The sequence below is a fragment of the bacterium genome (genome assembly GCA_037143175.1).
In the GTDB taxonomy this organism is placed as follows: domain Bacteria; phylum Verrucomicrobiota; class Kiritimatiellia; order CAIKKV01; family CAITUY01; genus JAABPW01.
Window position 1 is genome coordinate 1 of sequence record JBAWZF010000065.1, and the last position, 13,471, is coordinate 13,471.

The 13,471-nt window shown below is 52.7% G+C and carries 13 protein-coding genes and 1 tRNA gene; 6 read left to right on the top strand and 8 right to left on the bottom strand.

The genetic code is table 11. The features are described from left to right. The first annotated feature begins 344 nt into the window (after positions 1–344). Together WCI03_13790 and WCI03_13795 are read left to right on the top strand one after the other, a co-directional pair. Entirely contained in the window at positions 345–2,033 is a 1,689-nt protein-coding gene (locus tag WCI03_13790; protein MEI8140924.1) for an alpha-amylase family glycosyl hydrolase, read from the top strand. Next, positions 2,030–2,764, top strand: a complete 735-nt coding sequence (locus WCI03_13795; GenBank protein MEI8140925.1) for a hypothetical protein — start codon at positions 2,030–2,032, stop codon at positions 2,762–2,764. Before WCI03_13790 ends, WCI03_13795 begins: the two co-directional genes overlap by 4 nt. A gap of 13 nt (positions 2,765–2,777) precedes the next feature. Here the strand turns inward: WCI03_13795 and WCI03_13800 are convergent. Beyond that, a tRNA-Glu gene (locus WCI03_13800) sits at positions 2,778–2,852 on the bottom strand. Positions 2,853–2,913: 61 nt separating this feature from the next. Further along, positions 2,914–4,557: a DUF4080 domain-containing protein gene (locus WCI03_13805; protein ID MEI8140926.1), complete on the bottom strand. Its 1,644-nt coding sequence runs from the start codon at positions 4,555–4,557 to the stop codon at positions 2,914–2,916. 96 nt (positions 4,558–4,653) lie between these two features. Here WCI03_13805 and WCI03_13810 point away from each other — a divergent pair, with 96 nt between their 5' ends. The 4 genes from WCI03_13810 to queF are packed head-to-tail and all read left to right on the top strand — an operon-like array spanning position 4,654 to position 8,661. Then, positions 4,654–5,139: an SH3 domain-containing protein gene (locus WCI03_13810; protein MEI8140927.1), complete on the top strand. Its 486-nt coding sequence runs from the start codon at positions 4,654–4,656 to the stop codon at positions 5,137–5,139. After that, positions 5,136–6,038, top strand: a complete 903-nt coding sequence (locus WCI03_13815; GenBank protein ID MEI8140928.1) for a M48 family metalloprotease — start codon at positions 5,136–5,138, stop codon at positions 6,036–6,038. The genes WCI03_13810 and WCI03_13815 overlap by 4 nt, the downstream gene beginning before the upstream one ends. 31 nt (positions 6,039–6,069) lie before the next feature. Further along, a complete protein-coding gene (locus WCI03_13820; GenBank protein MEI8140929.1) occupies positions 6,070–8,193 on the top strand; it encodes an adenylate/guanylate cyclase domain-containing protein in 2,124 nt (707 codons plus the stop codon). A 15-nt stretch (positions 8,194–8,208) separates the two neighbouring features. Next, entirely contained in the window at positions 8,209–8,661 is a 453-nt protein-coding gene (gene queF / locus WCI03_13825; protein ID MEI8140930.1) for a preQ(1) synthase, read from the top strand. 15 nt (positions 8,662–8,676) lie between these two features. Here the strand turns inward: queF and WCI03_13830 are convergent, their stop codons facing one another. The 6 genes from WCI03_13830 to WCI03_13855 form a co-directional block, all read right to left on the bottom strand. Next, the gene (locus tag WCI03_13830) at positions 8,677–9,024 is read right to left on the bottom strand and encodes a hypothetical protein (protein MEI8140931.1); all 348 of its coding nucleotides are present in this window, start codon (positions 9,022–9,024) and stop codon (positions 8,677–8,679) included. A 10-nt stretch (positions 9,025–9,034) separates the two neighbouring features. Next, the gene (gene recA, locus WCI03_13835) at positions 9,035–10,060 is read right to left on the bottom strand and encodes a recombinase RecA (GenBank protein MEI8140932.1); all 1,026 of its coding nucleotides are present in this window, start codon (positions 10,058–10,060) and stop codon (positions 9,035–9,037) included. Between the two features lie 44 nt (positions 10,061–10,104). Then, positions 10,105–11,076, bottom strand: a complete 972-nt coding sequence (gene galE, locus WCI03_13840; protein MEI8140933.1) for a UDP-glucose 4-epimerase GalE — start codon at positions 11,074–11,076, stop codon at positions 10,105–10,107. Then, positions 11,073–12,104 (bottom strand): UDP-3-O-(3-hydroxymyristoyl)glucosamine N-acyltransferase, encoded by a 1,032-nt coding sequence (gene lpxD / locus WCI03_13845; GenBank protein ID MEI8140934.1) that lies wholly within the window; start codon positions 12,102–12,104, stop codon positions 11,073–11,075. The genes galE and lpxD overlap by 4 nt, the downstream gene beginning before the upstream one ends. After that, positions 12,101–12,691 carry an OmpH family outer membrane protein gene (locus WCI03_13850; protein ID MEI8140935.1) on the bottom strand — a complete coding sequence of 197 codons (591 nt, stop codon included), beginning with the start codon at positions 12,689–12,691 and terminating at the stop codon, positions 12,101–12,103. Before WCI03_13850 ends, lpxD begins: the two co-directional genes overlap by 4 nt. A 17-nt stretch (positions 12,692–12,708) precedes the next feature. After that, the coding region (locus WCI03_13855) for a BamA/TamA family outer membrane protein (GenBank protein ID MEI8140936.1) at positions 12,709–13,471 on the bottom strand (763 nt) is incomplete at its 5' end.

A 13,471-nucleotide genomic window follows, 5' to 3' on the forward strand; every position in this document is an offset into this window, starting at 1 on the left:
TGCTTATGCAGCCTGAGCTGCTGAAAATGAGGCTGAAAAAGTGCGAAAGATCACTCTATGAAGACGAATGTGGTGATCAGAAGCGCGAACGCGTTGGCGCCAACTAAGACACACTTCGGCGTGATGCATTTCGCTCAACTGCAGTTTCACTTTCATGTAATGGGTCCCATTAACTGTGGTTAACAGTATGGCTAGGACCCATAAACAGTCAATGAGTCATTAAATGGTTGTCCGGAAAGCCAGCACAAGAAGATTTTTCACCCTCCTCCGATAGAAGAAAACTCGACACTCCCCCCCGCCCCGCTTCATAATCCGATCATGATCTTATTTATAAAGGACAACCGATGACGCTGATACGCCAATCTATCCCTCAACTTACTCCGCGCTCTCTCCAAAAAGGGGATGCCGGTTTCATTCAGCGCTCATTTCCTTTTGGTCAAAAAAACTTTTTCCGGCTTTTCAATGATGAGCCACTCAAATTGACGATTACCCTGAATCAGCAAAATTCGCATCCGCCTCAGGTGCTCCTCCACAGTGATATCGGGGCAACCGTTCACGGCGAATGGAAGGACATTCCTTTCACCACCACCAATGACCAGGAATTCCATCTTTCCCTCACTTTTCCCCACTGCGGCCTGTTTCGATTCCGCATCAAATACTCATTGGACGGGGGTAACCAATGGTTCTGGGATCGAGTGCCCCATTCCTATGTCATGGTGGATCCCCCCTCCATCCGCACGATCCGACTCTACACCCTCATTCCCAGCGCCTCCGGGAACATCTCGGACTGGAAACGGCTTATTCCGTCGATCCGTGAAATGGGGTTCGACTCTATCCACCTGCTTCCCATCACCCAAATGGGGTTCTCCAATAGTCCTTATGCCGCCACTGATCTTTTCGACGTGGATTCACGCTACCGAGATCCCTCGGATAAACGAAGCACCCTTGAACAATTCGAGGATTTTGTTCAGACCTGCCATGTTCAGGGAATCCGGCTCTGCCTTGACCTCGTGCTGAATCATATTTGCACTGATAGTCGGATGGTCGTCTCCTGCCCTGACTGGATTATCCCCGACGATGCTGAACAGGATGGATTTAAACGCGCTGGTTGCTGGCACATGCAAAACTGGATCCGCTGGCAGGATCTCGTGTTGTTAAACTATGACCACCCCAACACCTTCATACGCCACGATATCCGTGATTACATGATGCAATACGCCCAATTCTGGTCGAATTATGCGGCCTATACAGGGGGCATGGTACGTTTCGATAATCTTCACAGTAGCAACAATGATTTCATAGCCGATCTCAGCGCCGCCCTTCACGCCACCTTCCCGAATCTCTCGATTCTGGGGGAATATTTCACGGATGAAGGCACACTCGAAAGAACGGTGCCCGAATGGGGCATCAATATGCTTCTCGCTAACAGCTGGGAATATCCCTTCGGGCCCCAACTCAGGCATTACATCAGCTACCTGCACAATGTTGCCGGACGCTTGCGGCACCTCTGCGCCATTACCACGCATGACACCGGCGTACCCGCCCAGCTTTTTGGGTCTGAACGTTCCGCCATTCCCCGTTATGCCATCTGCGCCCTGTATACACTCGGGCAAACCGGCATGGTGCAAGGGGTAGAATCCGGCGTCAAAGATCGAATCCCCTTCATCGGACCAGCCCGGAAAATGGAATTCGAGCCCATCCCTGAAATTCGTGATTTTATTACTTGGATCAATGGACTTCTGGCCGAGCGCAACGTCTTTAAGCAAAATGGCAATCTCATCTTTGTGGACGCTGATCACGAGGCTGTGCTTGGGGCGTACCGGCGGGACCTGACCCATCAGCAACCTGGGGTGCTGCTCTTCTCCAATCTCGACATCTATCACGACCAGACCCTCGTCGCCGATCTTTCCGGCTGCGGCCTCAGCTTTCCCCTGACAATCAAAGATATTTTCACAGGGGAGACACTTACTCTGAATACACCTCTGTTTCCCCTTACGATTAAACCCTGTGACGCCAAGGTATTCGAGCTATGAACCTATCCTCACGAGTCTCACTCATTTTATCACTCCTACTCACAGCCCCGGCATTCGCCCGACTGGGTGATACGCCTGAACAATGTAACCAGCGCTATGGGGCGAAATATATCGAAAAAGGCGGTGAGGGATTCTGGACTGCCGAGCGATCGTATGAAATTAACGGAATTCGCCTGACACTCCGCTTTCTCCCTGCCAATGATGGCACCACCAAAGCCGCCTATATTAATTACAAACCCATCATGGGGAAAATGTCCGACGTCCAGATTCAAACTTTGCTTGTGACCGTGTCCCAGAACTGGACCCCATTAAAGGAACTCCGTGAAGAAAAGAAAGTTGAATCCAAGACAACGCTGGAGGCCGATAAAACAAGAACGCTCCAAAGCTCAAGAAAGATCATCAGCATCGAAACCAGCAGCGGTTCTGATAAGCGGAAAAAAGAAGCCGAAGAGAAGGCACGGGAAGATTATCTGAAGGATCTTGCCGCTAAGAATAAAGCTATCAATGAAACTAAAGATCGGGTTCAAAGTGCGGCGGAGTGGTATGAGCCCCGTTCGGGAGATGCTCTTAACTTCTTCACCTCCCACAACGCCTTTGCAGGGAGCAGCCCCCAGCGGGTTGTCATCCTCTCCTCCGAGTATTTACGACAACACGAAAAAGGTGCGGAAACAACTACGGCGGGTAAAACTACAACCGCATCGAAAGACGCTTCAGTGTTTAAAGGGTTTTGAGTGGCTAAAGATGTGGCACCCCCTAGGAGAGTCGAACTCCTCTTAACAGGTTGAGAACCTGCTGTCCTAACCGATAGACGAAGGGGGCACTAGGGCCAAATATAAGTTGCGTAATCTATACGTCGAAGCCGTCATCGTCAACCGCTTTTTCAGAGCCGATAAACGGCGACGACGGCTCGCTCACCACGAGAACCGGTTCCATAGCAAAAAAGGTGCGGTGGCTTCAATTCCACCAGCCATTTCCGGGCGACCTTGGCACTCGCATCGCCTTCCACCAACACCGCACCAATCGGAACTTCAAATTTCCAGGGTGCCGCAGGACGAAGCCTATTTCGCGGACTATACCCGAGCCGGAACCATCGATAACACAAACGATCGGCAATAGACTCCCATGCGCCATTCTGGCCGATCTCCTTTTTTAGAAAGGTGTTGAGTGTCTCAAAACGTGACTCCAAACTGGGCCGGACATCAAACCCCATCTTCTCCCTCCCCCACTCCTCGAACCGTACAAGAAAGGCAGAATCAATCATAGCGGCATCAGCTATGAAGGAATGGAGTTCTCTCGTATTATAAAACCAGTCTATCAGTTTGGACAACCTGTCCGACTGCTGCAGATCGTCTGATGAAAGCGACGATGTTCGCAGAACCTGATACGGCGGTGTGGCTTTGCTGATGAGTCCCCAGCGGGAAGGCTCCTGAGCCAGCGGTGTCCCGGGTAATAGTTTCAGGCGCTCCAGCTGAATCTCAGCAGGGCGAAATAGCATAACGGCTTCCAGATCGGCCAGAATGTCAGACAATTCCCCCCCAGGAAGTCCGGCGATCAAATCCACATGCACTTCAAGATTATGTAAATCACAAAGGCGTTTCAATCCCTCGCGTGTCCGCTGGACTGTGGCCCCCCGCTCAATGGTTGCACATACGGTCGGGTTTAAACTCTGAATCCCGGCTTCCAGATGAAAACGCCCAGGCGCGGCCATGGCAAACTCACCAGCCAGTTCTTGATTAAAACGAGCTGGCTCAATTTCTAGATGAAACCGAAGCATGGGAAATTCATCGCGAAACATCCTGACAAGCATTAAGGCGCGCGCACGGTCTTCATTGAAAGTACGATCTACGATCCGGACATCCTTGACGCCTGCCGCCGCAATAGCCTGTAAATCCCCACGCACCCGATTCGCAGAATGAACACGCCTCGCCGTATGCCGACTGGTGCAAAACAGGCAACCATTCCCGCAGCCCCGGGAGGTTTCTAACTGGATAAACGGCTTGTGAAACTCCACAAGTTCACGCGCATAAAAGGCGGGAAGGGAATCAAAGTCCTCAATCATTTGGGCTGAACCGTTATCCCGAAATGTGCCCTGGGAATCTAACCCGCAGAATCCCGGGAGATCATCCCATGACTGTCCCGTCCGCCAGCACTCGAGCAAAGCAGGGAGGGCGCGCTCCCCCTCACCGCGAATGGCTACATCGGCCAGACCGCCAGTCCCGGCAACCATATCATTGCAACCAAGACACTCCGGCCCACCCACCACAATCCGACAGTCGGCCCTGAGCGCCCGTAATGACCTGAGAATACCCGCGACAAAGTCGTGATTAAATAGGTAGAGCGTGGCGGCCACCACGTCAGGCTTTGCCTCAAGGAGTTGCGCCAATACCTTGGACGGACTGTCTTTGACTGTGATTTCCAGGGTTTGCCATTCAAAAATTGTCTCATCAACCATGGCACGAAGAGACCAGGCCGCAAGGCTGGTGTGAGAGTAAGAACAATTGGCAGCAAAAAAAACGACCTTCATAGTTAAACTTTACCATCTGGAAAAGACCTTGTACACCGGCTTGCAGGGGTTGGGGAGTATGTTGTATAGTCCGCAGATCGAAAGGAATTTCAAGCTATGCACATTAAACGTTTCTTTTTGGTTTCAGGTGTTCTGAGCCTTTCGGCAGCAGCCGCCATCGCGGCTACGGCCACGATCATGAGTATTCAGATTAACAAGGCAGAACTCCGGGACGCGCCCTCTCCTTTCGGAAAAGTCGTCACTTCGCTCGCTTATGGCGACAAGGTTTCGGTTCAGTCTCAAAACGGAGCCTGGAGTCAGGTCAGTTCCTCAGGGCAATCCGGCTGGTTACACAACTCCGCCATCACCAAGAAAACCATCGTCATGAAATCCGGTGCTGGGGCTCAGACGACTGCGTCCAGCGGCGAAATGGCACTGGCTGGCAAAGGATTTAATTCAGATGTTGAGAAACAGTTCAAAGATAACCACAAGGATATTAATTTTGCCCCTGTCGACAAGATGGAGAAAATCAAGATCCCGATAGCCGACATCCAGGAATTTGCCAAAGAAGGTAAACTGCAGGTTGCCGGAGGTGCCAAATGAACCCGCGCCATCTGATAGCGCTTGTGTTGTGCATCCTGGTGGCTGGCTGCGGCACTCTGGAAAAAATCTCCGAAGTAGGCACTGGGCTGGCCTCAGCGACCGGGGTTATCTCGGAGGATCAGGCCAAGTCCATCAATAAGAGTGCTGGCGCCATTGATAAGGCTGCGGAGTCCATGACCCCTGAACAGGAGTATTACATCGGGCGAACCGTGGCGGCCACGATTCTCTCTCAGAATAAACCCTTCGATCAGCGCGCCATCACCACCTACCTGAACACCATCGGGCAATACCTTGCGGTGTATTCCGACAAACCTGAAACGTTCGGTGGCTATCACTTCCTGGTCATGGATACTATGGACATTAACGCCTTTGCAGCGCCCGGTGGCTTCATTCTGGTCTCCCGCGGCATGCTGCGCTGCTGCAAAAACGAGGAAGCCCTGGCGGGGGTTCTGGCCCATGAGATCGGCCATGTGGAACTCAATCACGGGATGCTGGCAATTGACAAGAGCCGCTATTCCGCCGTCGTAACGACGCTGTTGGCCGAAGGTGCCAAAAATCTTGCAGGGAGTAATGTCGCCGAACTGACTAAAGCATTCGAGGGCTCCATTACCGACATCACCTCTAAAATGGTGAACAGCGGGTATGCCCGTAAATATGAATTTCAGGCGGACAAGTCGGCCGTCACCATTCTGGAGCGCGCGGGCTATTCCCCACATGGATTGGTCGCCATGCTCCAGCAGATGGAAAAACAACTCAAGCCCGGTGGCCACGATTTCGCCAAGACCCACCCCGCCCCGGCTGATCGTATCGCTGAGTTGACGAAGCTCATTAAGACAACACCCGCTGCAGATTCCGCCGCACGGCAGGCCCGCTTCAATGACAACATGCGGGGAGTGTAAGGTGCCAGCGGAGGGGAAGGAATCATCAGCTATGTTCCGCCAGCGCCTCCTGCAGGCGCTGGGCATTGGCTTACTCGCCTCCGCTTGCACTCTGGCGCTATATCAGTTTTACCCCCCCATGATGGCTAGGGGCGAAGCCCTGACGTGGGATTTGCGAGCCTCCTGGTTCGCCAAACCCGGCACTGGAACCGACCAAATCCGGCTTATTTTCCTCGATCAATACAGTCTGGACTGGGGATCCAAACAGGGCTGGTCCTGGCCTTGGCCCCGCCAAGTTTACGGTGCAATTCTAAACTTCTGTTCACGAGCCCATGTTAAGGCTGTCGCCTTCGATGTCATCTTTAGCGAGGCCTCCAGCTTGGGTGTGGATGATGACGCCGAGTTCGCTAAAACCATATCCACTTCCCCGGGTTTTGTGGGGGCTGTTTTCGTGGGCAAGGAAACAGGCGGAAGCACCAACTGGATGCAAAGCGTTCCGCTTCCACACATCAAGTTAAGCACAAAAAACACGGCTTTCATTGATTCACTCCAACTACCCCATGCCTCGTTTCCCATTCCCGAGGTCGGAACCAACGCGGCGCTTTTGGCCACGGTATTCGGGAATCCGGATCGCGATGGCATCTATCGCCGTATCCGCCCTTTCAGTATGTTTGATGGACAGCTTGTTCCTTCGTTGGGCCTAGGCGTCTGGCTGGCGGCCACCACCAATCGAGCCCTGAGTGTGGAACTCCCCTGGCTCACGGCGGGTAACACTCATCGTATTCCTCTGGATCGCAATGGAAACGCCATTCTCCATTACCGGGGACATTCACAAACGCACAAAACGGTAAATGCTGCCGCCATCATTGAATCCGAACTGTTACTTCGCGATGGGAAAAAGCCCCTGATCGACCCGGCCTCATTCAAAGACACCTATGTGTTTTTTGGATTCACCGCTCCCGGCCTGTTTGACCTCAAGGCGTCCCCTGTAGATTCCGTATATCCCGGAGTTGAAATCCACGCCACCTTTTTGGACAACCTGCTCTCATCGGATATCATGAGGGAAACTCCCCGGGGCTGGCAGATCTTGATGATAATTCTACTCGCTTGCGCGGCATCCTTTGCGGTCCGGTTCGGGCGTCACGCCTGGCAAAGCTTCGCAGCCTTCGTGGTGTTCATCGCCATCCCCATCCTGGCCGGGGGACTCGCCTATACGCACGGGCTCTGGCTCCCCATCCTCGCTCCGCTCCTCGCCACCACCCTCGCCCTGATCGGTGCACTGGGCATGAACTATGCCACCGAAGGCAAACAGAAGCGGTTCATCAAGGGCGCCTTCAAACAGTACCTGAGCCCGGTAGTGATTGAAGAACTTGTCCATCACCCGGAACGGCTGAAACTCGGAGGAGAACTGCGGGAACTATCCATTTTCTTTTCAGATGTCAAGGGGTTCACCAGCATCTCGGAGCGACTGAATCCAGAGGAGTTGACTGCGCTCCTTAATGATTATCTGACCGCCATGACGGATATCATCTATGCCCATGGGGGTACAGTCGACAAATATGAGGGCGACGCCATCATTGCCTTCTGGAATGCCCCGCTCGCCCAGAAAGACCATGCCATTCTCGCCGTACACACCGCCTTGGAATGCCAAGCAAAACTGACCGAACTGAACCCGAAATACAAAGCCCAGATTGGTTCCGAGCTATATCAACGCATCGGACTCAACAGCGGCCCGGTCGTGGTCGGCAATATGGGCTCGCGTCAGCGTTTTAATTACACCTTCCTGGGGGATGCTGGGAATCTGGCGGCACGCTTGGAAGGCATCAACAAACAATTTGGCACGTCCCTGCTCATTTCAAGCAACACACGGAAACAGCTTGATGAAAGTATCGCCGTGCGGGAAATCGCCCGAGTGCAAGTAGTAGGCCGCAAAGAACCCGTATGTGTCTACGAACCCATGCTGCCGGCTTTTGCCGACAGCCACCGTAGGGTACTTGATATCTTCGCGCTTGGGCTGGAAAATTATTATGCAGGTTCACTAACTGAAGCACTGGAACAGTTCGTTTCAATTGAGTCACAGGATGCTCCGGCAGAAGCCTATGTGCGCCGCTGCCGGTCACTCTTGATGACCCCGCAAAACGCATGGAACGGGGTTTGGGTCATGACGGAAAAATAGTGCGCAGTGAGCAGTATGCAGCAGACAGAAAAATTAAATGGAACAAATATGCACAAACGCGACATCAAAGAATTGACATTACTGGGCCACAGCACCACAAAATATCCAGACAACCCTGACAGGGCAAAGCTTGAGGCCTTTCCCAATGCCTACGTCAACCGGGACTATGTGGTAAGCTTCGATTGCCCTGAATTCACCAGCCGCTGCCCCATTACCGACCAGCCGGATTTCGGACATATCAAGATCGAGTATGTCCCGAATAAACAATGCCTGGAAAGCAAAGCCCTCAAACTCTACCTCTACTCATTTCGCAACCACAACACCTTTCACGAGGAAGTAGTGAACCGGATTCTCGATGATATCGTGAAGGCGATTAAACCGCGCCGCATCAAAGTGACCGGCACCTTTAATCCCCGGGGAGGAATCGCCATTTGCGCCGAAGCCGAGTGGATAAACAAAAAACGGTAGAGAATCTCGTCATGATCATCGGGGAAAGAGCTTACCGCATTTCGTGCATTCCACCACGGCGGTGATACCGGTGATGGAGCCACTGCAATCGATATCATCCCGGCGCTTCAGTTCAGGAGCGCCACAAACGGGGCACCCGGACTGCTGGAGGGTTTCTTTTTGACGTGCCTCAACCAACTCCGTGTCATGCTTCTCAATCACATCACAGGCCCGGTCAAACCAGTCGTCCGTAACATGCAGCTCAATCAATTCAAGGCCCTGGTCATCCACCACGCGGCGGTTCACAGGGATCTGACCGCGCTGGAGCGCATTGAGCGCCAGCGCGGCATCCGCAGGATCAGAATAGGACGCTAACAGAGCCATAGTACCACTATCAACGGCCAGCAAAAACCTTGGCCTTGATGCCATCGACGAGTTTTTTTGATAACTCGGGATCTTTCGACAGATTATCAGCAGCGGCCTCACGCCCCTGCCCCAGTTGGGCTCCATCATAGAACAACCAGGAACCACGCTTCTCAACAAGACCGTGCTCGATGGCGCTATCAATGACGGAACCATCCCACCAGATGCCGCGGGCGAACAGGATGTCGAATTCGGCTTCCACAAAAGGAGGAGCCACCTTGTTCTTAACAACTTTTACACGAGTACGATTCCCCATGACCTTGCCGGACGGATCCTTGATTGCCGCGATACGCCGGATGTCCAGACGCACGGAGGCGTAGAACTTGAGGGCACGCCCACCGGGGGTGGTCTCCGGGCTCCCAAACATGACCCCGATTTTTTCACGAATCTGGTTTGTAAAAATACAAAGTGTCTTGGAGGTTGAAATGGCGGCCGTTAACTTCCGCATCGCCTGAGACATCAGACGCGCCTGAAGTCCAACATGCGAGTCGCCGATGTCGCCATCCAGTTCAGCCTTGGGCGCCAGGGCGGCCACAGAATCCAAAACCACAACATCTACCGCATTACTACGAATCAAGGATTCGCAAATACTCAACGCCTCTTCACCGGAACTTGGCTGGGATATCAGCAGATCATCCAGATTTACACCAATTTTCTTGGCATAGCCCGGATCCATCGCATGCTCGGTATCAATGAAAGCGGCCAGTCCACCGGCCTTCTGGGCATTCGCGATCACATGCAGGGTCAACGTGGTTTTTCCGGAAGACTCAGGGCCAAAAATCTCAACGACACGTCCACGGGGCAACCCGCCCACACCAAGCGCCATATCCAAAGAAAGCGCCCCGGTCGGAACCACGCTGATTTCTCTTTTTCCTTCCGCCTCCCCAAGACGCATGATGGCGCCATCGCCGAATTCTTTTTGGATTTGAGCCAGAACCGCATTTAAAGCGGAATTGGTTGATGTCTCTGCCGGGGTTTTAGATGCTGCTTTACTCATAAATCAACGATTCCTTTTTTTGTAAATATCCAAGCGAACAATAATTATTTTTTGTATCCGTCCGGGTGAGCCTGATGCCAAGCCCACGCGCTTTCTACTATATCATTTAAATTAGAATACCGGGGAGTCCATTTAAGAACTTTTTTCGCCTTCACCGCCGATGCAACCAATCGATCCGGATCACCCGGCCGGCGGGGAGAAATCACTTCAGGAATATCCCGCTTGGTAACCTTGCGCACCACATCAATGACTTCACGCACAGAGAAGCCTTTTCCCGTGCCCAAGTTGAAGGGCCCCATGGCCTTGCCAGTCAAGGCAAGGATATGCGCACGCCCCAAATCCACAATATGGATATAATCGCGGATACACGTCCCATCAGGCGTATCGTAGTCATCCCCGAAAATATTAACGTGCGGCTGTTGTTTCAAGGCGACTTTGATGACGTTGGGAATGATATGAGTCTCGGGTTCGTGATCCTCCCCGAACTTCTCCGTGGCGCCGCAGGCATTAAAGTACCTGAGGAACACGGGCTGGATTCCATGAATCTTCTGATACCACAGCAACACCTTTTCAAACATTAACTTGGCCTCGCCATAGGGATTTACGGGGTGTTGAGGCGTATCTTCCGTGATCGGAATCTTATCAGGGAACCCATAGGTGGCGCAGGTGGAGGAGAAGACAATCCGTGGCACCTTATATTTAACCATTGCATCCACCAAATTGGTCGCGCCAGTGGTGTTATTGGCAAAATACATACCGGGATCCGTCATGGATTCCCCCACCAGAGCATAGGCCGCAAAATGCATCACGGCATCCGGCTTTGCATTTTTCATCGCCCGCTGAATCTGGCCGGCATCGCGCAAATCACCGATAACCAACTTGGCCCGCTTATCCACAGCCGCCTTATGGCCCCGCTCCAAATTATCGAATACAACTACCTCATGTCCCTCATTAAGGAGCAATTCGGTCGTCACACTGCCAATATACCCGGCCCCACCCGTCAGTAATACCTTCATGCCTTCTCCTCAATCATTTTAATGCGAGCTTCAAGTTCAGCAATTTTCTCTTTCAATTCTGGCAAACGCATCGAATGGGCATGGAATTTCTTAAATTCACGCGCCGGCATAGCCGGTGTACCCATCAGGAGGGAAGCGCGGGGCACATCCTTGGAAACGCCCGACTGGGCCAACACGATGGAATCATCCCCAATGTCAATATGTCCGGCAACACCCACCTGACCGCCCAACTGAACGCGATCCCCGATGTGACAGCTACCCGCCATCCCCACTTGCGCAGCCATAGCGGTATCCTCACCTATGGTAACGTTATGAGCGACTTGGATCAGATTATCCAATTTGGTTCCATTCCCGACACGGGTCTCCCCAAAACGGGCCCGATCAATTGTCGTATTGGCACCAATCTCAACGTCATCCCCCAACACCACAATCCCCACCTGCGGAATTTTTTTCCAGCGGCCAGACTCCTTGGTATAGCCAAACCCATCACTCCCGATAACCGCTCCACTGTGCAGGATGGCCCGATCCCCCACCTTGCAATATTCCCGCACCGAAACAAGCGGATAGAAAAGCCCATTCTTTCCCACCTCGCAAAAATGACCGATATAGCATTGTGCAACCAGCACCGTTCCATCGCCAATAACCGCCCCGGGCTCAATGACACAGAGGGGTCCGATCATGACATCCTTGCCCATTTTCGCATCTGCGGCAATCACCGCCGTGGGATGTATTCCCGGTTTGCGAACAACGGGCGGACGTGCCAGCCAGAATGCCACCTGGGCGAAAGCGGCATCAGCACTTTTCACGCGGATCACGGTGGCGCCTGACTCCCCCTGCCAGTCTTCATTTACCAAAACAGCACTGGCTTTTGTCTTCGCCATATCCGGCAAATAGCGCGGATTTCCAAGAAACGATAAATCACCAACATCCGCCTGTTTCAACGAAGCCACGCTTTTGATGGTAACCGAGCCGTCCCCCTGCACCGTACCGTTCAATTTTTGTGCAATCGCATCAACCGTCAGCATCATGGAGTCGACTCCTTCGCGGCCGTTTTATCCGCATTCAAGATCTTTAAGACATCATCAGTAATATCCATCTTGGGATCAGCATACAATACGGATTCCAAGCCGTTGCCTAACAGTCCGCCATCGGCGAGAACGAGGGTAAAGTTACCCTTTTGCGAGCAAATCGTAATGGCGGCCTTGATGGACTTGGCCAGTTCTCCCTGGATTTTGCGACCTTCGCCTTCGAGCTCTTTCTTGCGGCTGGCGGCCTTGTCGCGAATGGTATTCTCAAACTCAATGACGTTGGTGAGCTTCTCTTCCGCCAGTTCTTTTTTCTTTTCGCGGGCTTCCTCGGTCAGAGCTTTATTCTGGGCCTCGGAACGTAGAGCTTCGAATTCCTGTTTTAATTTTTTGTGCTGTGCCATCAGTTTGTCGCGTTCCGCGGTAAAATCGTCAAGCTGTTGCTGAATATGCGCTTCAGCCAGTTCGGTCTTGTAATACTCCTTGAGAATCCGGGCCGTATCCACTACAGCAATTTTCAAATCCGCCGCCCCGGCAATTCCCGTCACAAGTCCCACCACTGCCAATCCAACCATCATTCGCTTATTCATGAACAACTCCTTAGCTATTAAAACCCGTACCCGATCGAAAAACTCCAATTTTCTGTTCGTGATCGTGGATCATCCTTATTCACCGGCCAGGCGTAATCAAACCGCATAGGGAAACCGGGTATATCCAGCCTCAAGCCTAACCCGACACCCGCAGCGTACTGGCCGAAATCAAATTCGTAGGGATCATACCACACATTACCGATGTCATAAAAGGTGGCAAATCTGAATTTCGGAATCCCCGGGACAGGCACCGTATACTCCGCACTGGCGATGGCCAAACTCTGCCCACCCGGGGTGCGCACATCAGGAGATCCGTCTGCACGAACCGCCTTGGGCCCTACCCAGCGATAGCGGAAACCTCTGATCGTTCTGGCCCCACCTGCAAACAGGCGTTCGGAAAGGGGTACTGCTTCCTGATCCCCATAAACATCCACAACTTCGGCACGACCACGGAAACTCAACACATGCTTCCACCAAAGCGGGATATACAACTGACCGCCGGCCTCCAAATCATAAATTTCCGTATCAAACCCCAACGGCCCACCCATAAGAGTTCCCTGGGCATAGAGTTTCGAGCCACGGGTCGGCACAAAGAAATTATCGCGCGTATCCCTCGTCCAGGTGGAGCTGACTGAACTGGCTATCCGCCGGGGATCGGAGAAATACACCACATTGGTATCACCATCACTATCCACCACCACATAAGCGTTGGTATCAGCAGTATCCTTGGTCTGAACTTGTTCCAACCGGTACTTGAAATCCAACCGGTTTGGCCCCCAC

Bases quoted from the DNA above. Each gene is read 5' to 3' on its own strand.
- WCI03_13790 (MEI8140924.1), top strand. From the start codon at position 345: ATGACGCTGATACGCCAATCTATCCCTCAACTTACTCCGCGCTCTCTC.
- WCI03_13795 (MEI8140925.1), top strand. From the start codon at position 2,030: ATGAACCTATCCTCACGAGTCTCACTCATTTTATCACTCCTACTCACA.
- WCI03_13805 (MEI8140926.1), bottom strand. From the start codon at position 4,557: ATGAAGGTCGTTTTTTTTGCTGCCAATTGTTCTTACTCTCACACCAGC.
- WCI03_13810 (MEI8140927.1), top strand. From the start codon at position 4,654: ATGCACATTAAACGTTTCTTTTTGGTTTCAGGTGTTCTGAGCCTTTCG.
- WCI03_13815 (MEI8140928.1), top strand. From the start codon at position 5,136: ATGAACCCGCGCCATCTGATAGCGCTTGTGTTGTGCATCCTGGTGGCT.
- WCI03_13820 (MEI8140929.1), top strand. From the start codon at position 6,070: ATGTTCCGCCAGCGCCTCCTGCAGGCGCTGGGCATTGGCTTACTCGCC.
- queF (MEI8140930.1), top strand. From the start codon at position 8,209: ATGCAGCAGACAGAAAAATTAAATGGAACAAATATGCACAAACGCGAC.
- WCI03_13830 (MEI8140931.1), bottom strand. From the start codon at position 9,024: ATGGCTCTGTTAGCGTCCTATTCTGATCCTGCGGATGCCGCGCTGGCG.
- recA (MEI8140932.1), bottom strand. From the start codon at position 10,060: ATGAGTAAAGCAGCATCTAAAACCCCGGCAGAGACATCAACCAATTCC.
- galE (MEI8140933.1), bottom strand. From the start codon at position 11,076: ATGAAGGTATTACTGACGGGTGGGGCCGGGTATATTGGCAGTGTGACG.
- lpxD (MEI8140934.1), bottom strand. From the start codon at position 12,104: ATGATGCTGACGGTTGATGCGATTGCACAAAAATTGAACGGTACGGTG.
- WCI03_13850 (MEI8140935.1), bottom strand. From the start codon at position 12,691: ATGAATAAGCGAATGATGGTTGGATTGGCAGTGGTGGGACTTGTGACG.